Genomic DNA, 24,852 nt, shown 5'->3' with positions numbered 1-24,852 from the left:
TATATGCAGTAAGTTGCCACAAGGAAATACATCTAATTACAAATGAACGACAACCTATCGGACTTGTCAGTTTTTTGTGACTTTTTAGCCACGCGCTCGTGACAATTGGAGAGAGTTCGCCGGAATCAGGGCTTGCGCTTGCGCCAGCGCGCAATGCGCTCCTGCAGGCCGACCACAAACACGAAGAAGGCCGGCACGAACAACACCGCCAGCACGGTGGCCGCCACCATGCCGCCAAACACGCCGGTGCCGATCGCGTGCTGGGTCTCGGCGCTGGCGCCTGACGCGATCATCAGGGGCACCACGCCCAGCGCAAACGCGAGCGACGTCATGAGGATAGGCCGCAGGCGCAGGCGCGCCGCCTCCACCGCCGACTCCAGCAAACCCTTGCCTTCGTCGTGCAGCTGCCTGGCGAATTCCACGATCAGGATCGCATTCTTGGCCGACAGGCCGATCACGGTGATCATGCCGACCTTGAAGAACACATCGTTGGGCAGGCCGCGCAGCATTACCGCCGCCACCGCGCCGATCAGGCCCAGCGGAACCACAAGCATCACCGAGAACGGAATAGACCAGCTCTCGTACAGCGCGGCCAGCACCAGGAACACGACCAGCATCGACAGCGCCATCAAGAGCGGCGCCTGGGCCGCCGTTTCGCGTTCCTGCAGCGACTGGCCGGTCCACTCGACTGCGAAGCCGGGGCCCAGCTGGCCGGCCAGGCGCTCCATCTCGTCCATCGCCTCGCCGCTGGACGCGCCCGGCGCCGCGGCGCCCGCGATGCGCACGCTCGGATAGCCCAGGTAGCGGATCAGCTGCGGCGGCGCCTCGGTCCAGACGGGCTTGACCACCTCGGCCAGCGGCACCATGCCGCCGTTCACGTTGCGCACGTTCAGCGCGAGGACGTCGGCGACCTGCATGCGGGCGCTGGCCTCGGCCTGCACGATCACCTGCTGCATGCGTCCGGCGTTCGGGAAGTCGTTGACATACACCGAGCCCATGGCGGCCGACAGGGTGTCGCTGATGTCGGCGAACGCCACGCCCAGCACCTGCGCCTTGGCGCGGTCGATGTCGAGGCGCACGCTCACGCCGGGCGGCAAGCCTTCGGGATAGACGCCGGCCACCAGCGGGCTTTGCGCGGCCAGCGCAAGCAGCTTGTCCTGGGCCGCCATCAGCGCCGCCTGGCCCTGGTTGCTACGGTCCTGCAAACGCAGCGCGAAGCCGGACGAGTTGCCCAGGCCGTCGATGGCCGGCGGCATCAGGCTCATGATCATGCCTTCGCGGCTGGCATTCATCGCTTCCTGCGCCGCCGCCACCTCGCCCTGGGCGGTGGCGCCGTCGCGCTGGTCCCAGTCCTTGAGCATCGTGAAGGCCATGGCCGCGTTCGGGCCCGAGCCCGAGAAGCCGAAGCCGAGGATGGCTTCGTTGTCGCCCAGGCCGGGGCGCGAAGCCACGTGCGCTTCATAGGCCTTGACCACCTCGAGGGTGCGTTCGACGGTGGCGTCGCCCGGCAGCTGGAACGAGGTCATGAAGTAACCCTGGTCTTCCTCGGGCAGGAAGGCCGACGGCAGCCGGCCGAAGGCGAAGGCCAGCGCGATGCCGATCGCCAGCCAGGCCAGCATCATGCGGCCGGCGCGTTTGACCAGCGCCGTAGTGGTGGACGAGTAGCGCGCCGTGAGGCGCTCGAAGCCGCGGTTGAACCAGCCGAAGAAGCCCTTCTTTTCGTGATGCCCGCCCTCGACCGGCTTGAGCAGGGTGGCGCACAGCGCCGGCGTAAACGACAGCGCCAGGAAGGCCGAGAACAGGATGGCGACCGCCATCGACAGCGAGAACTGGCGGTAGATCACGCCCACCGAGCCGCTGGCGAAGGCCATCGGGATGAACACGGCGGTCAGCACCAGGGTGATGCCGACCACCGCGCCAGTGATCTCGCGCATCGCCTTCTGCGTGGCCTCCTTGGGCGACAGGCCCTCGGTCGCCATCAGGCGCTCGACGTTCTCGACCACCACGATCGCATCGTCGACGATGATGCCGATCGCCAGCACCATGCCGAACATGGTCAGCACATTGACCGAGAAGCCGGCCATCAGCATCACCGTGAAGGTGCCCAGCAGCGCGATCGGCGCCACCAGCGCCGGGATCAGCGTATAGCGCACGTTCTGCAGGAACAGGTACATCACCAGGAACACCAGCACCATCGCCTCGAGCAGGGTCATCACCACCTTCTTGATCGAGATCTCCACGAACGGCGCGGTGTCGAAAGGAACGCTGACCTTCATCCCGGCCGGCATCGCCTTGGAGAGTTCGGCCAGGCGCGCGCGCACGCCGGCGGCGGTGGCCACCGCATTGGCGCCCGGCGCCATCTGGACGCCGGCGGCGGTGGCGACGTGGCCGTTCTCGCGGGTGCTGAAGCCATAGCTCTGCGCGCCGAGCTCGATGCGCGCCACGTCCTGTAGCAGCAAGGTGGAGCCGTCCGGATTGGCGCGCAGCACGATGGCGCGGAACTGTTCCGGCGTGGACAGCTGGCCCTCGGCGGTCAGCGGCACCGTGATCTGCTGCCCCGGCGGCGCCGGGGCGTCGCCCACCCGGCCCGGGGCGATCTGCGCATTCTGGCGCGCGATGGCGGCCGTCACGTCGGTCATCGAAAGGTTGTAGGCCACCAGCTTGGCCGGATCGACCCAGACCCGCATCGCCTTCTCGGCGCCGAACAGCTGCACCTTGCCGACGCCCTCGACCCGGCGCAGCTCCTCGACCACGTTGCGCGCCATGTAGTCGCCCAGGTCGGTCTCGTCGAAGGCGCCGGTGTCCGACGTCAGCGCGATGAACATCAAAAAGTTCGAGATCGTCGACTCGACGATCAGGCCGTTCTGGCGCACCGTCTGCGGCAGGCGCGGTTCGACCGCCTTGATGCGGTTCTGCACGTCGACCTGGGCCATGTCGGGATCGACGCCGGGCCGGAAGGTGGCGGTGATCTGGGCGGTGCCGGTGGTATCGGTCGACGACTCGAAGTACAGCAGGTTCTTGACGCTGGAGAGTTCGCGTTCGATCAGGCCGACTACGGCGTCGTTCATGGTCTGGGGCGTCGCGCCCGGATAGACGGCCGTGATGCTGACGGTGGGCGGGGCCACGTTGGGATAGCGTTCCACCGGGAGCTGCGGAATGGCGATCACGCCCAGCAGCACGATGAACAGGGCGATCACCCAGGCGAACACGGGACGGTTGATGAAAAACTGGGGCATGGGTAGAGTAGCGGGTCGGGCAAACGGCGATTGTGCGGTGTGCACGTTGGCATTCGGTTGCCCTTGTATGGAGATTCGATGGAGATGACCGCGCAATCGGGCGCTGGACCGGCCCTGGTGCTGATCGCCGAGGACGACGACGAGATCGCGGTCATCCTCACCGCCTATTTCTCGCGCGGCGGCTTTCGCACGCTGCGCGCGCAGGATGGCCGCCAGGCGCTCGACCTGCACCTGACGGCGCGGCCCGACCTGGTGCTGCTCGACGTGCAGATGCCGGGCCTGGACGGCTGGATGGTGCTGTCCGAGATGCGTCGCCGCGGCGGCACGCCGGTGATCATGGTGACTGCGATGGACCAGGACGTCGACAAGCTGACCGGCCTGCGCATCGGCGCCGACGACTACGTGGTCAAGCCCTTCAACCCGGCCGAGGTGGTGGCGCGCGCGCAGGCGGTGCTGCGCCGCACGCTGGCCCATGCGGCGGGCAGTGGGGCGTCCGTGATCCGCGTCGACGATCTCGTCATCGACCTGGACAAGCACGAGGTCACGCTGGCCAACGGGCGCACCGCACCCAATCTGACGCTGACCGAATTCAAGCTGCTGGCCTATCTGGCGCGCTCGCCGCGCCAGGTGTTCAGCCGCATCGACCTGCTCACCCACTGCCTGCCCGAGGGCGACACGCTGGAACGCACGGTCGACAGCCACGTCAGCAAGCTGCGCCGCAAGCTCGAAGAGGCGGGCGTGGCCGACGTGCCGCGCGGGATCCGCGGCGTCGGCTACAAGTTCGGCGGCAAGACGTGAAACCCGTCCACGGCCTGAGCCGCCAGATCGTGCTGACCATGACGCTGCTGGTGCTGAGCGTGGTGGTGGCGATCACGGTGGGCTCCTACGTCTTTTACTTCGTGATGTTCGCCTATGCCCCCGCCCACCTGGCCCCGGCCGGCGCCTGGATGCCCTCGGGCCCCGAATGGGGCTGGATCGTGCTGTCGACCTTGAGCGCGGTGGTGCTGGCGGTGTTCGCCGCCGCCAAGCTGTCGCGCCGCATCCTGGCGCCATTGACGTCGGTCGCGGGCAGCCTGCGCCGGGTGTCGAACGGCGACCTGTCGGCGCGCGCGACGAGCGACGACCGCTCGCTGGGCGAGGCTTCGCTGCTGGTGGAAGACTTCAATGTGATGGCCGAACGCCTGGACCGGATGGCGCAGGAACAGGTGTTCTGGAACGCCGCCATCGCCCACGAGCTGCGCACCCCGGTCACGATCCTGCGCGGCCGCATCCAGGGCCTGGCCGAAGGCGTGTTCGAGCCGAGCGAAAAACTGTTTCGCAACCTGCTGGTCCAGGTCGAGAACCTGGGACGGCTGATCGAGGACTTGCGGGTGGTGGGCCTGGCCGACAGCGGCCACCTGACCCTGCAGGTGGAGCGCTGCGACCTGGCGGCCGGGATCCGCGACGTGCTGGCCCTGACCGAACCCGACCTGCGCGCCAAAGGCCTGGCGCCCGAACTGCGGCTGCAGGAAGGCGCAGTCGAATGCGATCCGGCGCGCATGCGCCAGGCCTTGCTGGCGCTACTGGAAAACGCGCGCTGCCATGCGGCGCCTGGGTCGCTCGAGATCGCTCTGGCATGGGGCGGCGGCGAATGCCGTCTCAGCGTGACGGACAGCGGGCCCGGGATCGATCCGGCGTTCGCCTCGAAGCTGTTCGACGCTTTCCAGCGCGGCGACGCGGCGCGCCTGCAGGGTGGATCGGGCAGCGGGCTGGGGTTGGCCGTGGTGCGGGCGATCGCGCTGGCGCATGGCGGGGAGGCGCGCTGTTATCCGGTGGGCGGCGGGACCTGCTTCGCGCTGGCGTGGCCGGATAGAGGCTGACAGAAACACGTCGTTTCCTCCACTGGAGGTAACGACTTCCCGCGAGGCGGGAACCCAAGTTTATCCGCGCTGACGCTGCGTTCGACGTAGCGGCGGCGCGAAGGACTTGGGTTCCCGCCTGCGCGCACTGGTGTCCGGGATAATTTCGGGCGCTTGCAAAAGGCCTCTTCATAGGAGAAACCACGTCGTTCCCGCGCAGGCGGGAACCCAAGTGCAGCCGGCCAGCTGCCTAAAAATCGACCTCGGATGAACGTTCGGGCCACGCTAGAGCATGAACATTCTGTGACTTCACTTGGATTCCCGCCTGCGCGGGAACGACGTGCATACTTTGCGTATAAACATTCCGGACACCAGTGCGCCTGCGCGGGAACGACGTCGGCACACGCTAACGGCAAGCATTCCCATTCCATCCGCCAATCCTTTCGCTGCGCATGCTGATCGATTCGGCATGCGCGGCCGGCGCCCGGCTGTCCGGCTTGTGCGGCGCCAAATCCAGGGTACTGCGACGGCGTAAGTTGATCGACGGGCCCGCCAAATCGACGCAAGCCCTTGTTTAACAAGGAGAATTGTTATGCGGCACACGCCTCATCGCATCGCGCTGTTCCTGCTGTCCTTCGCCGTGGCCGGCGCCGCCTGCGCCTACCCGGAGTATCGGGTGACGATCGTCGGGCCGCCCGGCAGCAGCGCCGCCGACATCAACCAGGCCGGCGCCGTGGTCGGCAGTTATCCGGTCGGCGGCAGTACCCACGGCTTCATCAACCGCGGCAACGGCCTGGTCAGACTGGGCGCGCTGGGCACGTCGAGCGGCGCGGTGGCCGTCAACGACAAGGGCGAGGTGCTCGGCAACTGGGTCGGCGCCGGCGGCCAGCTGCGCGGCTTCATCTATTCCTGCGGCAGGCAGCGCGATATCGGCGTGATCGGAAGCGGCTCGGTCTACAGCGACATCAACAATGCGGGTTATACGATCGCCACCAGTTACACCGACAGCGACCCGAGCGGCTACCTGCGCGCGCCCAACGGTCGCTTGACGGCCATCGGCCACCTGCCGGTCGAGCATCCGATCACCCAGGTCTACGCGCTGAACAACCGCAACCAGGTCTCCGGCAAGTCGGGGCCGCTGGCGTTCCCGGAGCAGCCGTACCGCGCCGTCATCTGGACCAAGGGCACGCTGCGCGACCTGGGCGACTTCGGGCTGACGCCCAACAGCGCCAATGCGATCAACGACCGTGGCCAGGCCACGGGTTTCGCCGCGGTCCTCGCCGGCGGCGTGCACGACCGCGTGGCCTACCTGTACAGCAATGGACGCCTGGAGAGCATCGATAACCGCACCGCCATCGAGCCGAGGTATAGCGAGGGACTCGGCATCAACAACCATGGCCATATCGTCGGCTATAGCGACCACCTGCAGGGCTTCGTCTGGCGCGGCAAGCGGATGCAGGGCCTGAACGCGCTGGTCGATCCCAAAACCGGCTGGAACATCACGGATGCACAGGCCATCAACGATGCCGGCCAGATCGCCGCCACCGCCATCCGCAACGGCGCGCAGTATGCGATCCGGCTCGACCTGATCCGGCCGCACGGCCTGGCGGATCCGGCGCTGGATGCCGACCAGGCGGCCGAGGTGGCGGCGGCCACGGCGCAATCGTCGACGCAAGCGGCGGCTTTGGCGCGGGCCGAGGTCCAAGCGCAGGCGCGCGAAATCGTGCAACCGGTCGCGCAATGAAGCCGCCATTCTCATCCATCGAGGAGATCGTCATGTATCTGCATCATCGCCTGTCGCTGGTCCTGCTCTCGTTCACCGTGGCCGGCAGTGCCTGGGCCTACCCCGAATACCGGGTGACGGTGGTCGGCCCGGCCAACAGCTGGGCCTATGGCATCAACAACGCCGGCGTGGTGGTCGGCGACTATCCAGTCGGCGGCGACCGGCGGCGCGCCTTCCTCAACCGCGGCAAGGGCCTGGTCGACCTGGGCGCCCTGAAAGGCGTGTGGAGTTCGGCCAGTGGCATCAACGATCGCGGTGAAGTGGTCGGCAACTGGCGCAGCGCCGACGGGCGCCAGCGCGGCTTCATCTATGCCTGCGGCAAGGCGCGCGACATCGGCACGATTTCCGGCAAGGTCACCGGCTACAGCGACATCAACGATGCCGGCTACATCACCGCCTCCGGCCGCAATCCGGACACCGGTGAAACGCTCGGTTACCTGCGCGCGCCGAACGGCGCCTTCACCCACCTTGGCGCGATTCCATGGGACGGCAGCGGCGCGCCGGAGACTGTCCCCGCCGCGATCAACAACCGCAACCAGATCACCGGCCGCTCCGGACGCTTCACTACCCCGGAACCGGGATACCGCGCCTTCGTCTGGAAGAACGGCGTGATCCGCGACCTGGGCGACCTGGGTTCGACGCCCAATATGGGACTCGCGATCAACGACCGCGGCCAGATCACCGGCCAGGCCTTCCTGCCGGCAGGGCCGCGCGACAGCGTCGCCTTCCTGTACAGCCACGGGCGCATGGTCGGCATCGACGATCGCCCGGCAACCGAGTACCGGTACAGCGCCGGCGCCGGGATCAACAACCGCGGCCACGTGGTCGGCATCAGCGACCACCTGTCGGGTTTCATCTGGCGCGGCAAGCGCATGGAGAGCCTCAACGCGCTGATCGATCCGGCATCGGGCTGGGACATCAGCTACCCGGTCGCCATCAATGACGCCGGCCAGATAGCGGCCGTCGCCGGCCGCAACGGCGTGCGCTACGCGGTGCGCCTGGACCTGATCCGCCCACACGTCGATGCGGCGCCGGCGCTGGACCCCGAAGCCCGGGCCGAGCTGCTGGCCTTCCCGGCGTCGCCGGCGTTGGAGGCGGCACTGGCCAAGGCCGAGGCGCAGGCCCAGGAACGCGAGGTGGCGCGGCCGGTCGCGCAGTAAGTTCCCCCCCTTCTCATTACTAACCCAAGGAGATCGTCATGTACTTGCGTCATCGCCTGTCTCTGGTCCTGATGTCGTTCACCCTGGCCGGCGCGGCCTCGGCCTACCCCGAGTACAAGGTCACGGTGGTGGGGCCGGCCAACAGCACGGCCGCCGACATCAACAGCGCCGGCGTGGTGGTCGGCTACTATCCGTATTCCCCGACGGTCAATCATGCCTTTCTCAACCGCGGCAAGGGCCTGGTCGACCTGGGCACATTGAAAGGCACGGCCAGCGTCGCCGTCGCCATCAACGACAAGGGCCAGGTGTTGGGCCAGTGGACCACCACTGGCGGCCAGCAGCGCGGCTTCGTCTACGACTGCGCCAGATTGCGCGACATCGGCGTCATCGGCGGCAGGTTCACCACCTGGCGCGACATCAACAATGCCGGCTACATCATCGCCTTCGCGTCGGATACGCCCTTCAATGAAGGCATCAGCAGCTTCCTGCGCGCGCCGAACGGCGCGCTGACGGATATCGGCGACCTGCCCAACGACTTCCCCGGCACAAATCCGATCACCTTCTCCGCTTCCCTCAACAACAAGAACCAGATCGCCGGCGAATCCGGTCCGCTGACCTTCCCCGACCAGCCGCTGCGTTCCTTTATCTGGACCAAGGGCAAGATGCGCGACCTGGGCGACTTTGGCTGGACGCCCAACGGCGCACTGTCCATCAACGACCGCGGCCAGGCCACCGGCTATGCCGGGGTGCCGACCTTCTTCCGCAACCGGGTCGCCTTCCTGTACAGCCGCGGGCGCCTGATCGACATCGACGGCCGCCCGCCCACCGTGGAGCGCTCGAGCGGAGGCACCGGCATCAACAATCGCGGCCACATCGTCGGCGACAGCGATCACCTGTCCGGCTTCATCTGGCGCGGCAAGAAGATGCAAAGCCTGAACGCGCTGATCAATCCCGCCTCGGGATGGGACATCCGCGACCCGCGCGCCATCAACGATGCTGGACAGATCGCGGCCAATGCCTATCGCAATGGGGTACGGTATGCGGTGCGGCTCGACCTGATCAAGCCGCACGCGGATGCTGTGCCGCCTGCCGAGCATGACGAGGAGCCGTCGGTGGAGGCGCCGTTGTCGCCGCAGGCGGCCGCCAGGCGGGCGCAGGAAGAAGCCGAAGGCATCGCGAAGGAGGTGACCAAACCCGTGGCCCAGTAATTCAACCCGCTTCGGTGGGGCCAGCGGCGTCGGCCCTGGCCGCCTTGACCCGCCCGAACGCAGTTTCCGGATCCAGGCCCGCCATGATCAGGTTGATGATCTCGTGCTTGTCTTCCTGCCCGATCCACTCGCACTCCTTGCGGTGCGAGCAGAAATAGGCATACCAGGACACGTCGGCTGGGCGCTCCTTGCGCGGCTTCAGGCGCGCCGGCACGGCGGCCCGCTGGGCGCTGGCGAACGCCGGCAGTTGCGCATCGGCGCTCGACCAGTCGAATGCGGCGGCGGCGCGCCGGTCGGCGTCCCAATCGCCGTCGTATCCCTTGGCCGGCAGCATGCTCTCCTGGTCGACCGCAAGACTCGACAGCCGGGGATAGCCATGAGCGGCGCAGAAGGCGTCGACGAAACGCAGCTTCATGCCGATGCCGATCGGGACCGCCCGGCCGAGCACCAAGTCTTTCGGGTGCAGCGAGCGCGCGAAGGTCAGCAAGTCCTTGTAGCCGATCGGCGCGCCCTGGCTTGAGCCTGCGTGGTGCGCCAGCGCTTCGTAGACGCGCATGCCGACCTCGATGTCGTTGACGGTGATTTGCTCTGCTCTGGCGTTGCCGGTCATGCGCGCCTTCTCGGGACGGGTGGTCGATGGCAGCCATTATGCATGATCGCGGTCGGCACGCTGACCCAGGCGCGCCGGCTCAGCGCCTGACTTTGCGACCGAGGAAGTCGCGCATCAGGCGTGCGATCTGCTCGCCGTCTTCTTCCAGCGCGAAGTGGCCGGTGTCGAACAGGTGCAGCTCGGCCTTGGGCAAGTCGCGCAGATAGGGAGCGGCGCCTTCCGCCGGGAAGATCTTGTCGTTCTTGCCCCAGACGATCAGCATCGGCGGTTGGTGCTTGCGGAAATATGCCTGCCAGCCCGGATACAGCGGCGGGTTGGTGCCGTAGCTGTAGAACATCTCGAGTTGGATCGCCTTGTTGCCGGGGCGGTCCATATAGGCCTGGTCGATCACGGCGGAATCGGGACTGACGTGGCTGGCAGGGTCGCGGTAGCCTTCGGAATACTGCCAGCGCGTGGCGTCGAATTCGAACAGGGGACGCAGCTTGGCCGCATTGGCTTCGCTCTTGTCCTTCCAGTAGGCCTTGGCCGGCACCCAGAACGGGTTGTCCAGCCCCTCGTCATAGGCGTTGCCATTCTGGACCACGATGGCGCTGATCCGTTCGGGATGTGCTGCCGCCAGCCGATAGCCGATCGGCGCGCCATAGTCCATCACGTACATGGCGTAGCGGGTCAGGCCAACCTTGGTGGTGAACTTGTCGATGGTGGCAGCCAGGTTATCGAAGCTGTAGGTGTAACGGTCCATCGGCGGCTGGTCGCTCTGGCCGTAGCCGGGAAAGTCGGGCGCGATCACGCGGTAGCGGTCGGACAGCTTCGGAATCAACTCGCGGAACATGTGGGACGAGGTCGGGAAGCCATGCAGCAGCAGGATGGCTGGGGCGTTCTTCGGGCCGGCTTCGCGGTAGAAAACCTTGACACCGTCGACGTCCACCTTGTGGTAGCTGACGGCGGCCGCGGCCTGTGACGCGGGCTTTGCCGGCGCCGGCGTGGCGCCGTGGGCGGGCTGGATCAGCGCGGCAAACAGCGTCGCGCAGGCGGTGAGCGCAAGGCCCACGCGATGGAAACGAAGAGCGGTCATGATCATCCTCTTTCAGGTTCATTGCTTGTGAATGGAGCGGCGCTGAGGGAGTTACCCGTGGCAGGTAACGCTAACAGTGTGGCGCGCCAAGGCTCGGAGGAGAATCGGCGCCCGACGCAATTAACTCTTACGTTTTGAGCAATGGCATCGCATGGCGCATCCGGGCATCGCATGCCTGCGTATCTGCTTGTGACCTTGCGTGTCTCGCAGTCTCAACTCGATCAGGGAGTATTACGTGTCAGGAGTTATTTCTAACCGCATCCACGAACTCGCTCGCGCCGCGCGGATGCTGGCGGTGATCGGCGCAGCGCTCAAGCTGCGTTCCGGCACCGGCGTCGATACCGCAATCCATGAGCACATCAGGGACGGTCTGCGACTGGCCCTGGGCGATGCCGCCGCAGACCTCGACGATGCGGAGATCGCGCCATTACTCGTCGAGATCGAGATGGCGTTCGTGGAAAGCGGCGAACTGTTCAGGGAACCCGATCGCACAGCGCAGTGGAAGATCGAAGACCGCAACCATCTCCAGGCGATGGGGCGTTCCTCCAGCAATGCATTCGACCGCATACTCGGCCTTGCCAGCACACGGCCTTCCCTGCAGGCTGCGCTGGATGGCGTGTTTCTCGATGTCGGCACCGGGGTCGGCGGCGTCGCGCTACGGGCCGCGCAGACATGTCCTGACCTCGATATCGATGCGATCGACATCTGGGAACCCGCATTGCGTCTCGCCGCCGAGAACGTGGCCGCCAGCGCGCATGGCGGGCGCATCCGGCTGCGGCGTCTCGACGTGACCGCACTCGATCCCGGTCCGCGCTATACGCTGGCGTGGCTTCCCACCATGTTCATGACACTGCCAGTGCTCGAACAGGCGATCGACCGGATCGCGGCCGCTTCGTGCAGCGGAAGCTGGCTGGTGGCGCCGCTGTACACCCGACCGGACGACCCGTTCATGGCGGTGATGTCGTCGTTGCGAACGCTGCGTAGCGGGGGCGAAGTCACACAAGCCGTGGAACTCGAGGCGCTGCTTCGTGCGCGAGGGTATGTCGATATCGAAGTGGATGTGGGGCCGATAGCGACGTTCGTCATGGGCAGGCTTGCCTGAACCTGCGCAGCGAATCGAGGCTGACGCCTTTACGAGACCGGAACTGGTCCGGAAACAAAAAAGGCTTACGCGGGAAATTCGCGTAAGCCTTGTTTTTGTTTGGTAGGCCTCCCGTGAGTCGAACACGGCACCAACGGATTATGAGTCCGCTGCTCTAACCAAGCATGAGCTAGAGGCCCAGAAACTGGAACGGTGGAAGTAGAACTCGCCACCTGCTCACCGGCTGGACACCAGATGAGCGAAGTGGCGAGAGCATATTGCCTTTACTGCTGGTACGTCAAGCCTGTACCACGAATCAGCTGCTGCCTTCGAGGAAGCTCTTGAGCTTGTCCGAACGCGATGGGTGACGGAGTTTACGCAGCGCCTTCGCCTCGATCTGGCGAATCCGCTCGCGGGTCACGTCGAACTGCTTGCCCACTTCTTCCAGCGTGTGGTCGGTCGACATCTCGATGCCGAAGCGCATGCGCAGCACCTTGGCTTCGCGTGGCGTCAGCGAGTCGAGAACGTCCTTGACCACGCCGCGCATCGAGGCGTGCAGGGCTGCATCCGACGGCGCCAGGGTGTTGTTGTCCTCGATAAAATCGCCCAGATGCGAATCGTCGTCGTCACCGATCGGCGTTTCCATGGAGATTGGCTCTTTGGCAATCTTCATGATCTTGCGAATCTTATCTTCCGGCATTTCCATCTTGATCGCGAGCGTCGCCGGATCCGGTTCGGCGCCGGTCTCTTGCAGGATCTGGCGCGAGATCCGGTTCATCTTGTTGATCGTTTCGATCATGTGCACCGGAATACGGATCGTGCGCGCCTGGTCCGCGATCGAGCGGGTGATCGCCTGGCGGATCCACCACGTCGCATACGTCGAGAATTTATAGCCGCGACGGTATTCGAACTTGTCCACCGCCTTCATCAGGCCGATATTGCCTTCCTGGATCAGGTCGAGGAATTGCAGGCCGCGGTTGGTGTACTTCTTGGCGATCGAAATCACCAGACGCAAGTTGGCCTCGGTCATTTCGCGCTTGGCCTTGCGCGCCTTCATTTCACCGGCCGCCATTTGACGGTTGATGTTGCGCAGGTCTGGCAGCGGCAGCACGACGCGTGCTTGCAGGTCGATCAGGCGTTGCTGCAGTTCCTTGATCGTCGGGATGTTGCGGCCCAGGATGGCGCTATAGGCGTGGCCGGCGTTGACTTCACCGTCGACCCATTCCAGGTTCGTTTCATTGCCCGGGAAGACCTTGATGAAGTGGGCGCGCGGCATGCCGCAGCGGTTGACCGCGACGTCGAGGATCTGCTTCTCGATGTGGCGCACTTCGTCGACCTGGCCGCGCAAGGTGTCGCACAGCTTCTCGACCACCTTGGCCGTGAAGCGGATGCCCAGCAGCTCGCTCGAGATCGCCTCTTGCGCCTTGACGTAGGCTTTCGAGTTATAGCCGTCCTTCTCGAAGGCCTTGCGCATCTTGTCGAATTGCTGGCCGATCTCGTCGAACCTGCCGAGGGCGGCCTGCTTGAGCGCTTCGAGCTGCTCGGCCGAGTAGCCCGCAGCGGCGCCGGTGCCGGTCGAGGCTTCTTCTTCCTCTTCCGCTTCTTCGGCGTCCTCTTCGTCTTCCTCGTCGTCGTCGGAATCGGTCGAGGTCGGGGCGACCGCCGTCGGCGAGGTATCTTCGCCTCCTTGCGGGTCGACCATGCCGTCGACGATCTCGTCGATCTTGATCTCGTCGCGCTCGATCTTGTTGGCGGCGTCGATGATCTCGGCGATGGTCACCGGGCAGGCGGAGATCGCCTGGATCATGTCCTTCAGGCCGTCCTCGATGCGTTTCGCGATCTCGATCTCGCCTTCGCGGGTCAGCAGCTCGACCGAGCCCATCTCGCGCATATACATGCGGACCGGGTCGGTGGTGCGGCCGAAGTCGGAGTCGACCGTCGACAGCGCGGCCTCGGCGGCAGCCTCGGCTTCGTCGTCACTCGTGGCGTTAGGAACATTATCGGACAGCAGCAGTGTCTCGGCATCGGGCGCATGCTCGTAGACGGCGATGCCCATGTCGTTGAAGGTGCCGATGATGCCTTCGATCGCTTCCGGATCGACGATATTCTCGGGCAGATGGTCGTTGATCTCGGAATACGTGAGGAAGCCGCGCTCCTTGCCCGACTTGATCAGGGCCTTGAGCTTGTTGCGGCGCAGCTCGAGTTCTTCCTCGCTGGCCTCGGTATCCGACGAGAACGCGTCTTTCAGCAGCGCTTTTTCTTTGGCTTTGCGGTCCTTGGCCTTGGCCTTGTCCGCCGCCTTCAGTTCGGCGCGCTCGACCGCGTTCAGTGCCGCGATCTCGTCGTTCTCGGGGGTAAATTCCTTCGGCTTGCGACCACGGCGTCCCGGCACCTTGACGGAAGGCAGGACGTAGCCTGACGTGTCGATCGCAGCCAGGGTAGCCGCATCGGTCGTCTGATTGACAGGCGCTGGGTTCGCCGTACGAACCTCGGCCTTGTCTTGCGAATTGTCCGCCTTGGCGGCAGACGCTCTCGTGGTTTTCGCAGCCACGTTGGTTTCGGGTTTCTTGGTTGGCACAGGCGCTTTCGATGTCACAACGACTAACTTTACGATGGTTAAAAATAAAGTTTTGTTACCTTACATCATCCTGCAGGCCCAATTTCTTGGGCCTCGCTAACTGAAACACCACGCGTCCAATTGAACCGAAAATGGTTTCAACAGTTGCAATAGTTAGCGTTTTATTATAGCACGCACCCCACCTTTTTCCAGTTGCGAGCGCCTGGGCGTCCAGGGCGGAGCCAGGTGATCATCGGGGTGCCATCTCGGCAGCGGCCTCGCGGGCCAGAAGGTCCTGCTGAGCAACAATCTCGCGGTAGCGAGCACTCACCTGATCTGGGGTCAATCCAGAAGAAAACAACTGGTTAAGCTCCTGCTTTAAAGAATCCACCTTGATCTGTCGCACAGAACTTAACAGAACAATGCGGTCTCCATCGACCTCATTTTCCGGTTCCGCAGCGATTTCGGCGATCATCGCATCGTATTCATTCGTCACTTCCCTGAGCTGCTGGGACAGGGCCGCGAAGGTGCCATGTTCGCCCAAGGCCTGCGCGGTCTCGACCAGGTGGCGCAGGCGATCAGAACTTTCCTCTCCAAAATAATCGAAGGCCTTCAGGGCCTGCTCGTCGAGCTGCAGCGCCAGGTGAGGGTGCGCGACCAGGATGCGCAGCATCTTGAGCTCAAGCCCTACCGGCTCGGGCCGCCCCTGGCGCGGCGGCGCACGGCGCACGGTCGCCACCGGCTTGGACAACTCGAACAGGCTTTCGATCTCCGCCGGCGTCGATTGGGTCAGGCTGGCCAGGCCGCGCACGATCTGCAGGCGCAGGCTCGACGGCGTCATCGCCTGCAGCAGCGGCTTGGCCTCGAACTGGGCGTGGGCGCGCCCTTCCGGTGTGTCGAGGTCATGTTCCTGCGTCACTTCGCGCAACAGGAATTGCGACAGCGGCATCGCGTCGGAAATCTCTTGCTCGAAGGCTTCGGCGCCACGCTCGCGCACAAAGCTGTCCGGGTCGTGTTCCTGCGGCAAGAACAGGAACTTGATCGTCTTGTCGTCGCTTACCTGCGGCAAGCAGGCCTCCAGCGCGCGGCGCGCGGCGCGGCGGCCGGCCTTGTCGCCGTCGAAGCTGAAGATCACGTCGTCGGTCTGGCGCAACAGTTTTTGCACGTGGGTCGTGGTGCAGGCGGTGCCGAGGGTGGCGACCGCTTGCGGGAAGCCCAGCTGGGCCAGCGCAACCACGTCCATATAGCCTTCGGTCACCAGCACGTAGCCGGCGTCACGGATCGCCTGGCGCGCCTCGAACAGGCCGTACAGTTCCAGGCCTTTCTGGAACAGCGGGGTTTCGGGCGAGTTCAGGTATTTCGGTTCGCCGCCGTCGAGCACGCGGCCGCCGAAGCCGATCACCTGGCCTTTGGTATTGCGGATCGGGAACATCACACGCTCGCGGAAGCGGTCGTAGCGGCGCTGGTGATTGCCCTGCTCATCGACCTTGTCGATCACCAGGCCGGATTCGACCAGCACGTGGGCATCGTAGTCAGGGAAGATCGAGCGCAGGCCGTCCCAGCCGGATGGCGCGTAGCCCATGCCGAAGCGGGCAGCCACTTCGCCCGTCAGGCCCCGGTTCTTGAGGTAGGCGATGGCGCTCGGTGCTTCACGCAATTGGGCGCGGTAAAAATTGCAGGCCTGGGCCAGCGCATCGGTCATGGCCAGCGTCTGCGCCTGCTGGGCGGCGCGCTGGGCCGGCGGGATGCGGTCGTCGGCGTCGGGCACGATCATGCCCGCGTTCTGGGCCAGGTCCTTGACGGCATCGACGAAGCCCATGCCCGAGTACTCGATCAGGAAGCCGATCGCGGTGCCATGGGCGCCGCAGCCGAAGCAGTGATAGAACTGCTTGGTCGGGCTGACCGTGAAGCTGGGGGATTTTTCGTTATGGAATGGGCACAGGCCCATGAAATTGGCGCCGCCCTTCTTGAGCTGGACGTAGCGGCCGACGATGTCGACGATGTCGACACGGTTAAGTAAATCGGTGATGAAAGTTTGCGGAATCACTTGGCGTTACACAGTGTTTGTCTAGGAGCAGACTATACCGCAGCGTTTGCTGCAAGTTGATATGCAACAAGATGATGTCCCCGCACGGTAGCGCGCCGGGACATCATGTGGCTTATCAGGCGCCGGCCAGGGCCTTCTTGACCAGGCCCGAGACGACGGTCATGTCGGCACGGCCCGCCAGCTTCGGCTTGAGCACGCCCATCAGCTTGCCCATGTCTTGCGGACCGCTGGCGCCGGTGGCGGCCACGGCGGCGGCGACTTCGGCGGCGATTTCTTCGTCAGACAGTCCGGCAGGCATATAGGTCGACAGGATGGCCATCTCGGCCTTCTCGATGTCGGCCAGGTCGGCGCGGCCGCCGGCTTCGAACTGGGTGATCGAATCCTTGCGCTGCTTGATCATTTTTTCGATCACGGCCATCACCTGGGTGTCGTCCAGCTGGGTCTGTTCGTCGAGTTCCTTGCGCTTGACTTCGGCGATGATCAGGCGCACGGCGGCCAGGCGGCCGGTTTCCTTGGCGCGCATCGCTGCTTTCATGTCTTCGGTCAGTTGTTCTTTCAAGCTCATGGAATCTCCGTATTCGGTGGTATGACTGGATCTGTGCCGAGACCGCCTGTGGCGTGGCACAAACGACAAAACCCGCTGCGGCGAAACCGAAGCGGGCTTGCGGACATCAGCGACTCGCCGGGACAGACATCGCCGTCACCGGGTCTTGGCCGGCTGATCTGTAATTAGTACAGTTTCTTCGGCAGTTGCTGGCTGCGGATGCGCTTGTAGTGACGCTTCACGGCAGCTGCCAGCTTGCGCTTGCGCTCTGCGGTTGGCTTTTCATAGAACTCGCGTGCGCGCAGTTCAGTCAGCAGACCGGTTTTTTCGATGGTGCGTTTGAAGCGACGCATTGCGACTTCGAACGGCTCGTTTTCTTTAAGGCGGATAGTGGTCATGTAAAAATTGAACCGTTGGATTTAGACAAGAACGAAATTCTAGCATCGTTTGTCGATCAATGGAAGCGTTTATGTCGCTGTCAATCGCGGTGTGCCGCGATTGACACATCAGCCATTGGCCAGCGCCAGGCCGGCCGCGACACCCGATGCCCAGGCCCACTGGAAGTTGTAGCCACCTAGCCAGCCGGTGACGTCGACCGTCTCGCCGATGAAGTACAAACCCGGTACTTTATTGGCCATCATGGTCTGCTGCGACAGCTCCCTGGTGTCGACACCGCCCAAGGTCACCTCGGCCTTGCGATATCCTTCCGAGCCGGTCGGCACGATAGCCCAGCGGTTGATCGCGTCGCCCAACTGGCGCAATTTCGCGTCGGTCATATCGGGCAGGCGCGCGGCTGGATCAAAACCATTGGCCGTCAGCAAGCCATCGGCCAGGCGCGCCGGCAGCCATTGGGCCAGCACATTGCCCAGCTGCTTTTTTTCGGTCTTCTTCAGGCCGATCAGGGTCTCCGCCACGTCCATCTCGGGCAGCAGGTCGATCACGATCGGCGTACCCGGCTGCCAGTAGCTCGAAATCTGCAGGATCGCCGGGCCGGACAGGCCGCGGTGCGTGAACAGCAAATCTTCGCGGAAATGGCCGCGCAAGTTCCCCTTCCCTTTCGCGCTGCCCGTGCTCACCTCGACCTCGAGCGCGATGCCGGCCAGCGGCACGAAGGGCTCCCAGCTGGGGCCGTCGAAGGTCAGCGGCACCAGGCCGGGACGGGTCTCCACCAGTTTCAGGTCGAACTGTCTGGCGATGCGGTAGCCGAAGTCGGTCGCGCCGATCTTGGGGATCGACAGGCCGCCAGTGGCGACCACGACGGTGTCGACCAGCAATTCGCCGCCATCCGTGCCGATCGAGAAACCGGTCTCCAGCTTTTGCACATCCGCCACCTTGCACGGCATGCGCCATTCCACGCCGCCAGCATCACACTCGGCGCGCAGCATGGCGATGATCTGTTCGGCCGAGTCGTTGCAGAACAACTGGCCCTTGTGCTTTTCGTGGTGACTGATGCGGTATTTCTTCACCAGCGCCAGGAAATCCTGGGCCGTGTAGCGCGACAGCGCGCTCTTGCAGAAGTGCGGATTCTGCGACAGGTAGTTTTGCGGACCGGCATTGATATTGGTGAAATTGCAGCGGCCGCCGCCCGAGATGCGGATCTTCTCGGCCAGCTTGCCGGCATGGTCGATCAGCACCACGTGCTTGCCCTGCTGGGCCGCTACGGCCGCGCACATCATCCCGGCCGCGCCCGCGCCGATCACTGCCACATCGTATTGTTTTGCCATGCTTGCTGCTTCCCGCCGTCCGTCGAACCTGCCATTGTAATGCCAGTAGCGGGTCCCGGTCAGCAGCTAAAGGGGCAATAAGTAAGCAACTATTCCAGCGGCTGGCTGCGCGCGCGGATCTTGCGCGACACTTCCACGCAATACGCCACCTGGGTCGCGATCGAGGCCGGGACCGGCACTTCGCCGCGCAGCGCGGCGCCGATCCAGGCCGCGGTGGTGGCCGCGTCACGGCCATCGGGCACCTCGGACAAGTCGTCGGTCGGCGCATCGCGCTCGACCAGCAGCGCGCGCTGGCCGGCATGGAACCAGTCGATGCGCTGGGCACGGTGCGGATGGGCCACGGTCTCGCCCTCGGTGCCGCGCATCAGGAAGGCGTCGCCCTGCGTTTCGCTGTCCACGCCCTCGAAGAATCCGCCCAGGGTTTCCAGGTATTCGGGATGGGTGTACGACACCAGGCGCAGCGCCGGCCCATCGAAAGGCTGCAGGATCTTGACCAGGGTGTGGGTCGAATTGCGCACGCCCAGCACCCGCCGCAGCGACAGCATCTGGGCCAGTCGCGGGGCCAGGTGCTCGATCGGCATGAAGGCTGGACGCAAGTGGGCGAACTCGTTGAGCATCTCGGCGGTGGTGGTCGCATCGAGCATGCCCAGTTCGCGCAGGATCTCGGCGGTGGTTACGCGGCCCGGGTCGGTGCGCACCCCGTGCACCAGGGTCGGCACGCCCTCGCGCGCCAGCAGCAGGGCCAGCAGCGGCGTCAGGTTGGCCAGCTTGCGCGCGCCGTTATAGGTCGGGATCAGGACCGGGGCGAACTCGCCGCGCGGCGTGGGCAGCGGCGCGAACGAGGCAGCGGCGGCGTCCATGAAGCCGCCGAGCTCGTCCACGGACTCGCCCTTGATGCGCATGGCGAGCAGGATGGCGCCCAGTTCGAGGTCCGAGACCCGGCCTTCCAGCATGGCGGCGTAGAGCGCGCGCGCATCTTCGCGCGTCATGCTGCGCGCGCCCTTGACGCCGCGGCCGATTTCCTTGATGAAGGGGGCGGCGACAAAGCGCTCGATGTCATTCGTGTCGGTAGTCATGGCAAAAGGATACACGGGAACGGGATTCGCCTGCTGCACGAGGGGCGGCGTAGGGAGTGGCGCAACGTGGTTTTTGCGATATCGCTTATGCACGTGCAGCAATTTCCGTCTACACTGGCCGATCCACCTGAAAAAACCAGACAGCATCATGATCAGCACGCCTCAAATTGAAAATACCAATGTCAGCTCGTTCGCCCGCATGCCCACGCCGGTCGAACTGCACGCAGCCCTGCCGCTGAGCGACCGCGCCTATGCGACCGTCATGGGTGGTCGCGAGACGCTGCGCAATATCCTGGATCGCAAGGACAAGCGCCTGTTCGTCGTCGTCGGCCCCTGCTCGATCCACGATCCAGAAGCCGGCCTCGACTATGCGCGCCGCCTGAAGGCGCTGCAGGACGAAGTCAGCGACACCATGGTGCTGGTGATGCGCGTGTATTTCGAGAAGCCGCGCACCACCACCGGCTGGAAGGGCTATATCAACGATCCGTTCATGGACGACTCGTTCCGCGTCGAGGTCGGCATGGAACGCGCCCGCCGCTTCCTGCTCGACGTGTGCGAGCTGGGCTTGCCGACCGCGACCGAAGCGCTGGATCCGATTTCCCCGCAATACCTGGGCGACCTGATCGCCTGGACCGCGATCGGCGCGCGCACCACCGAATCGCAGACCCACCGCGAGATGTCGTCCGGCCTGTCCACGCCAGTGGGCTTCAAGAACGGCACCGACGGCGACGTGAGCATCGCGATCAATGCGGTGCTGTCCTCGGCCAATCCGCATGCCTTCCTGGGCATCAATGGCCAGGGCTCGGTATCGATCGTGCGCACCAGCGGCAATGCCTACGGACACGTGGTGCTGCGCGGCGGCGGCGGACGGCCGAACTACGATTCGGTGTCGGTGGCGATTGCCGAGCAGGCGCTGACCAAGGCCAAGTTGCCGGCCAACCTGGTGGTCGACTGCTCGCATGCGAACAGCTACAAGAAGCCGGAACTGCAGCCACTGGTGATGTCGGACGTGATCCAGCAGATTCGTCATGGCAATCAATCGCTGGTGGGCGTGATGATCGAGTCGAATATCGTCAGCGGCAGCCAGGCGATTCCGGCCGACCTGTCGCAGCTGACCTATGGCTGCTCGGTGACCGATGGCTGCATCGGCTGGGAAGAGACCGAGAGCATGTTGCGTCAGGCGCACAAGGAGTTATTGCAGCGTCCGTGAATTCGAACGAACCGTACGGTAAAATCGACGGTTCTGCCTAATTCAAACTGCTCCTTCCATGATCGTTCTCGGCGTCGAATCCTCCTGCGATGAAACCGGCTTTGCTCTGTATGACACCGAGCGCGGCCTGCTGTCCCACGCCCTGCACTCGCAGGTCGCCATGCACGAGGAGTATGGCGGCGTGGTGCCGGAACTCGCTTCGCGTGACCATATCCGGCGCGCCATTCCGCTGCTGGACGAGGTTCTGAAGCGCGCGGACCTGCCGGCGTCGAATATCGACGCCATCGCCTATACGCAAGGCCCGGGCCTGGCCGGCGCGCTGCTGGTCGGCTCCTCGGTCGCCTGCAGCCTGGCGCTGGCGCTCGATAAACCCGTGCTCGGCGTGCACCACCTCGAGGGTCACCTGCTGTCGCCGCTGCTCGCGTCCGAGCGTCCCGAATTCCCCTTCCTCGCCCTGCTGGTCTCGGGCGGGCACACCCAGCTGATGCGGGTCGACGGCGTCGGCAGCTATACGCTGCTGGGCGAGACCCTGGACGACGCGGCCGGCGAAGCCTTCGACAAGTCAGCCAAGCTTCTGGGCTTGGGCTACCCGGGCGGGCCGGCGATTTCTCGCCTGGCGGAGTTCGGCGATCCGACCGCCTATACCCTGCCGCGCCCTATGCTTCACAGCAAGGATTTCAATTTCAGCTTCTCGGGACTGAAGACGGCGGTGCTCACCGTGGTCAAGAACCACGAAGAAAAGGTCATCGCCAATATCTGCGAGCAGGACAAGGCCAACATCGCGCGCGGCTTCGTCGATGCGATCGTCGATGTGCTCACCGCGAAATGCGTCAATGCAATGAAGCACACAGGCTTGAAGCGCCTCGTGATCGCGGGCGGCGTCGGCGCCAACAAGCAATTGCGCGAATCGCTGAACGCGGCCGCCGCCAAGCGCAAGTTCAAGGTCTATTACCCGGAGCTGGAATTCTGCACCGATAATGGCGCCATGATCGCCTTTGCCGGCGCCATGCGCCTCGAGCGCAACCCGGCCCTGGCCCAGCGCGATTACGCCTTCACGGTGCGCCCACGCTGGCCGCTGGACGAGCTCGAAGCTGCCTGAATAACAAGGAAATCGCTCGAATTCGCCATTGAACTTGCCAGCCTGACATCGATCCTACCGTGTGACCGTTGCTCGCCAAACGGTGGCAATATCCGTCGATCAAGATTTACGGAGGTGAACAATGCGCGTAGTAAGCTGGAATATTCGTTGGGGTTGTGGCAAGGACGGAAGGATACGCATCCACGCGATCATCGATGTGCTGCGCCGGCTGAACCCCGATGTGATCTGCCTGCAGGAGGTGGCCGCCAACCACCCCGAGCTCGAGGGCAGCGCCAGCGCCAACCAGTTCAAGCAGCTCAGCGGCGCATTCGGCGGCTACCACGCGATGGAGCACGCCCCGAGTGAAATCTACAAGAACAACGTTCCGCGGATGTTCGGCAACCTGATCCTCTCCAAGTACCGTATCTCGCAGGTGCACCGTCACTTGCTGCCCTGGCCGGCCGATCCGGAGCACCCCGCCGGCATGCCGCGCGGCCTGCTCGAAACCGTGATCGATGCGCCGACCGGCAAGCTGCGCCTGCTGACCACACACCTGGAATACTATTCGCCGCCGCAGCGCATGGCGCAAGTGGCGCGCATCCGCGAGCTGCATGCCGAAGCCTGCGCCCGCTCGCGCCTGTTCCAGCCCGATCCGAACCTCGATGCGCCGTTCCAGCTGGGCTTCCGGCCCGGTTCGGCGATCCTGTGCGGCGACTTCAATTTCGCGCCCGATGCGCCGGATTACCAGGCGCTGCTGGCGCAGCCGGAACCCGGCGCGCTGCCGCTGGTGGACGCCTGGCGCGTGGTGCACGGCGACATGGCGCGCGCACCGACCACCGGACTGCACGGTTTCCCGTGGCCCGAGCGGCCTGAGTGCTATGACTATTTCTTCGTCACCGACGACCTGGCATCGCGGCTGACGGCGCTCGACGTGCAGTCGGAGACGGCGGCGTCGGATCATCAGCCGGTGGTGTTGGAGTTGACGTAAGTCCCCATGCTAGAGCCACATGGGACATATGCAGCATTGTTTGCCCCAAGACCGTCGTTCCCGCGCAGGCGGGAACCTAAGTTGTTCGCGTTACGACAGCGCTAGCAAACTTAGGGGGAACAGTGCCAGTGGCACTGTTCCCGCCTGCGCGGGAACGACGTATTTGAGCTGACTCAAGCCTCAGAGTTTTGCGATTCAGCCCCTGCTTCCAACCCTGGAATCTCACGCAACGCCCGCTCGAACACTTCCGGCGGCTGCCCGCCGGAAATCAAATGACGCTGGTTGATGATGATCGCCGGCACCGACTTGACGCCGGCGCGCTGGAAGAATTGTTCGCGCGTGCGCACGTCTTCCGCGTATTCATTGGAGCCCAGGATGATGGCCGCCCGCTCACGGTCCAGGCCGACGCTTTCGGCCGTGCGCAGCAGCACCTCGTGGTTGCTCGGGTCTTCGCAGCGGGTGAAATAGGCTTCCAGAAGCGCAATTTTGCACTGGCGCTGCTTGCCTTCGTCCTCGGCCCAGGCCAGCAGGCGGTGGGCGTCGAAGGTGTTGTAGATGCGGCCGCGCCGCTCCATGTCGAAGGTAAAACCGACGGCGGCGCCGCGTTCGCGGATCGTCTCGCGGGTGGCGGCTTGCTGCTCGGCCGTGGCGCCATATTTCTGCGTCACGTGCTCGACGATGTCCTGGCCGTCCGGTCCCATGTCGGGGTTCAGCTCGAAGGGCTGGAAATGCAGGTCGACGCGCACCTCGTCGCCGACCTTCAACAGGGCCTGTTCCAGCGATTTCAGGCCGATCGCGCACCAGGGGCACGAGACGTCCGACACAAAATCGATCCTGAGTTGCTTGCTCACGGCTTACCACCTTTCTGTCCGGCGCGGCACGGATGTGCCGCTGTTCGAGACGAATGGTAACGCCTGCAAGAAAATCCGGCGCGCGCCGGCTTTATTTTGCCTTCTTGGCCCCGGCAGACTTGCTGCCGATCTTCGATTCCTTGCCGGCGATCAGGTTACCGATATTGGCGCTGTGACGCCACAGCAGCAGCGCGCTCATCACGAACACGGAGAACAGGATCGGATCGACGCCGAACAGCAGGCCGTAGTAGAACGGCGCGAAGATCGAGGCGACCAGGGCGGCCAGCGAGGAATAGCGGAAGGCGTAGGCGACGATCAGCCAGGTGGCCAGGGTCGCCAGGCCGAGCCATGGGTTGATGCCGAGCAGCACGCCCAGCGCGGTGGCCACGCCCTTGCCGCCCACGAAGCGGAAGAACACGGGCCACAGGTGGCCAAGGAAGACGGCGATCGCGACCAGGGCGATGCCGGTGTCGTCCAGGCCGACGTCGGGGCCGAACTGCACCGCCAGCCATACTGCCAGCCAGCCCTTGGCGGCGTCGCCGACCAGGGTGGCGATCGCGGCCTTCTTGCTGCCGCTGCGCAGCACATTGGTGGCGCCGGGATTCTTGGAGCCATAGGTGCGCGGGTCGGACAGGCCGAAGACACGGCTCATCACGACCGCGAAGGAAATCGAGCCGAGCAAATAGGCGGCGATGGTGGCAATCAGGGTGTTCATCTAGTCTCTCAGTGGGTTCCGGCCCAAAGGTCTTACCGGAAATCGGTCGTGAATATACACCATCGGATCGC

General features: G+C 64.6%; 20 protein-coding genes and 1 tRNA gene. 9 read left to right on the top strand and 12 right to left on the bottom strand.

Annotated elements, in window-relative coordinates:
* Window positions 1-125: 125 nt before the first annotated feature.
* Complete coding sequence (locus SOM61_RS25585; RefSeq protein ID WP_320476679.1) at window positions 126-3,236, bottom strand: efflux RND transporter permease subunit; 3,111 nt, start codon at window positions 3,234-3,236, stop codon at window positions 126-128.
* 78 nt (window positions 3,237-3,314) lie between these two features.
* Between SOM61_RS25585 and SOM61_RS25580 the strand changes: the two genes are divergently transcribed.
* The 5 genes from SOM61_RS25580 (at window position 3,315) to SOM61_RS25560 (ending at window position 9,225) form a co-directional block, all read left to right on the top strand.
* The gene (locus SOM61_RS25580) at window positions 3,315-4,034 is read left to right on the top strand and encodes a response regulator (RefSeq protein WP_320476678.1); all 720 of its coding nucleotides are present in this window, start codon (window positions 3,315-3,317) and stop codon (window positions 4,032-4,034) included.
* Window positions 4,035-4,072: 38 nt separating this feature from the next.
* Complete coding sequence (locus SOM61_RS25575) at window positions 4,073-5,095, top strand: ATP-binding protein (RefSeq protein ID WP_320476683.1); 1,023 nt, start codon at window positions 4,073-4,075, stop codon at window positions 5,093-5,095.
* 571 nt (window positions 5,096-5,666) lie between these two features.
* A complete protein-coding gene (locus tag SOM61_RS25570; RefSeq protein ID WP_320476677.1) occupies window positions 5,667-6,818 on the top strand; it encodes an HAF repeat-containing protein in 1,152 nt (383 codons plus the stop codon).
* Between the two features lie 32 nt (window positions 6,819-6,850).
* Window positions 6,851-8,017, top strand: a complete 1,167-nt coding sequence (locus tag SOM61_RS25565; RefSeq protein ID WP_320476676.1) for an HAF repeat-containing protein — start codon at window positions 6,851-6,853, stop codon at window positions 8,015-8,017.
* Between the two features lie 38 nt (window positions 8,018-8,055).
* The gene (locus tag SOM61_RS25560; RefSeq protein ID WP_320476675.1) at window positions 8,056-9,225 is read left to right on the top strand and encodes an HAF repeat-containing protein; all 1,170 of its coding nucleotides are present in this window, start codon (window positions 8,056-8,058) and stop codon (window positions 9,223-9,225) included.
* A 1-nt stretch (window position 9,226) separates the two neighbouring features.
* Here SOM61_RS25560 and SOM61_RS25555 read toward each other — a convergent pair whose 3' ends face one another.
* Window positions 9,227-9,835 carry a hypothetical protein gene (locus tag SOM61_RS25555; protein WP_320476674.1) on the bottom strand — a complete coding sequence of 203 codons (609 nt, stop codon included), beginning with the start codon at window positions 9,833-9,835 and terminating at the stop codon, window positions 9,227-9,229.
* 79 nt (window positions 9,836-9,914) lie between these two features.
* On the bottom strand, window positions 9,915-10,910 hold the full coding sequence (locus SOM61_RS25550; protein ID WP_320476673.1) for an alpha/beta fold hydrolase: 996 nt from the start codon (window positions 10,908-10,910) through the stop codon (window positions 9,915-9,917).
* Between the two features lie 235 nt (window positions 10,911-11,145).
* Between SOM61_RS25550 and SOM61_RS25545 the strand changes: the two genes are divergently transcribed.
* Window positions 11,146-12,012: a methyltransferase domain-containing protein gene (locus SOM61_RS25545; RefSeq protein WP_320476672.1), complete on the top strand. Its 867-nt coding sequence runs from the start codon at window positions 11,146-11,148 to the stop codon at window positions 12,010-12,012.
* A 100-nt stretch (window positions 12,013-12,112) separates the two neighbouring features.
* On the opposite strand, the gene SOM61_RS25540 is transcribed toward SOM61_RS25545, so the two are convergent.
* The 7 genes from SOM61_RS25540 to ybiB form a co-directional block, all read right to left on the bottom strand.
* Window positions 12,113-12,191, bottom strand: a tRNA-Ile gene (locus SOM61_RS25540).
* A 116-nt stretch (window positions 12,192-12,307) separates the two neighbouring features.
* Window positions 12,308-14,542 (bottom strand): RNA polymerase sigma factor RpoD, encoded by a 2,235-nt coding sequence (rpoD, locus tag SOM61_RS25535; RefSeq protein WP_414675062.1) that lies wholly within the window; start codon window positions 14,540-14,542, stop codon window positions 12,308-12,310.
* A gap of 256 nt (window positions 14,543-14,798) precedes the next feature.
* On the bottom strand, window positions 14,799-16,595 hold the full coding sequence (gene dnaG, locus SOM61_RS25530) for a DNA primase (protein WP_320476670.1): 1,797 nt from the start codon (window positions 16,593-16,595) through the stop codon (window positions 14,799-14,801).
* Between the two features lie 115 nt (window positions 16,596-16,710).
* A complete protein-coding gene (locus SOM61_RS25525) occupies window positions 16,711-17,160 on the bottom strand; it encodes a GatB/YqeY domain-containing protein (protein ID WP_320476669.1) in 450 nt (149 codons plus the stop codon).
* A gap of 164 nt (window positions 17,161-17,324) precedes the next feature.
* Entirely contained in the window at window positions 17,325-17,537 is a 213-nt protein-coding gene (gene rpsU, locus SOM61_RS25520) for a 30S ribosomal protein S21 (protein WP_005665410.1), read from the bottom strand.
* A 108-nt stretch (window positions 17,538-17,645) separates the two neighbouring features.
* On the bottom strand, window positions 17,646-18,863 hold the full coding sequence (locus SOM61_RS25515; RefSeq protein WP_320476668.1) for a BaiN/RdsA family NAD(P)/FAD-dependent oxidoreductase: 1,218 nt from the start codon (window positions 18,861-18,863) through the stop codon (window positions 17,646-17,648).
* A gap of 89 nt (window positions 18,864-18,952) precedes the next feature.
* The gene (gene ybiB, locus SOM61_RS25510; protein WP_320476667.1) at window positions 18,953-19,939 is read right to left on the bottom strand and encodes a DNA-binding protein YbiB; all 987 of its coding nucleotides are present in this window, start codon (window positions 19,937-19,939) and stop codon (window positions 18,953-18,955) included.
* A 148-nt stretch (window positions 19,940-20,087) separates the two neighbouring features.
* Between ybiB and SOM61_RS25505 the strand changes: the two genes are divergently transcribed.
* The 3 genes from SOM61_RS25505 to SOM61_RS25495 all read left to right on the top strand — a co-directional run bounded on the left by SOM61_RS25505 (window position 20,088) and on the right by SOM61_RS25495 (window position 23,215).
* Window positions 20,088-21,149, top strand: a complete 1,062-nt coding sequence (locus tag SOM61_RS25505) for a 3-deoxy-7-phosphoheptulonate synthase (protein WP_320476666.1) — start codon at window positions 20,088-20,090, stop codon at window positions 21,147-21,149.
* Window positions 21,150-21,207: 58 nt separating this feature from the next.
* Window positions 21,208-22,248, top strand: a complete 1,041-nt coding sequence (gene tsaD, locus SOM61_RS25500; RefSeq protein ID WP_320467365.1) for a tRNA (adenosine(37)-N6)-threonylcarbamoyltransferase complex transferase subunit TsaD — start codon at window positions 21,208-21,210, stop codon at window positions 22,246-22,248.
* Window positions 22,249-22,369: 121 nt separating this feature from the next.
* A complete protein-coding gene (locus tag SOM61_RS25495; RefSeq protein WP_320476665.1) occupies window positions 22,370-23,215 on the top strand; it encodes an endonuclease/exonuclease/phosphatase family protein in 846 nt (281 codons plus the stop codon).
* 173 nt (window positions 23,216-23,388) lie between these two features.
* On the opposite strand, the gene SOM61_RS25490 is transcribed toward SOM61_RS25495, so the two are convergent.
* Both SOM61_RS25490 and plsY read right to left on the bottom strand, forming a co-directional pair.
* Window positions 23,389-24,066 (bottom strand): DsbA family oxidoreductase, encoded by a 678-nt coding sequence (locus SOM61_RS25490; protein WP_320476664.1) that lies wholly within the window; start codon window positions 24,064-24,066, stop codon window positions 23,389-23,391.
* A 91-nt stretch (window positions 24,067-24,157) separates the two neighbouring features.
* Window positions 24,158-24,781 (bottom strand): glycerol-3-phosphate 1-O-acyltransferase PlsY, encoded by a 624-nt coding sequence (gene plsY, locus SOM61_RS25485; protein ID WP_320476663.1) that lies wholly within the window; start codon window positions 24,779-24,781, stop codon window positions 24,158-24,160.
* Between the last annotated feature and the right edge of the window lie 71 nt (window positions 24,782-24,852).

Origin of the sequence: Massilia sp. CFBP9012, assembly GCF_034045115.1 — a bacterium.
In the GTDB taxonomy this organism is placed as follows: Bacteria; Pseudomonadota; Gammaproteobacteria; order Burkholderiales; family Burkholderiaceae_D; genus Telluria.
The sequence above is the reverse complement of the archived record's forward strand: the minus strand, read 5'-3'. Positions and strand labels throughout refer to the sequence as shown.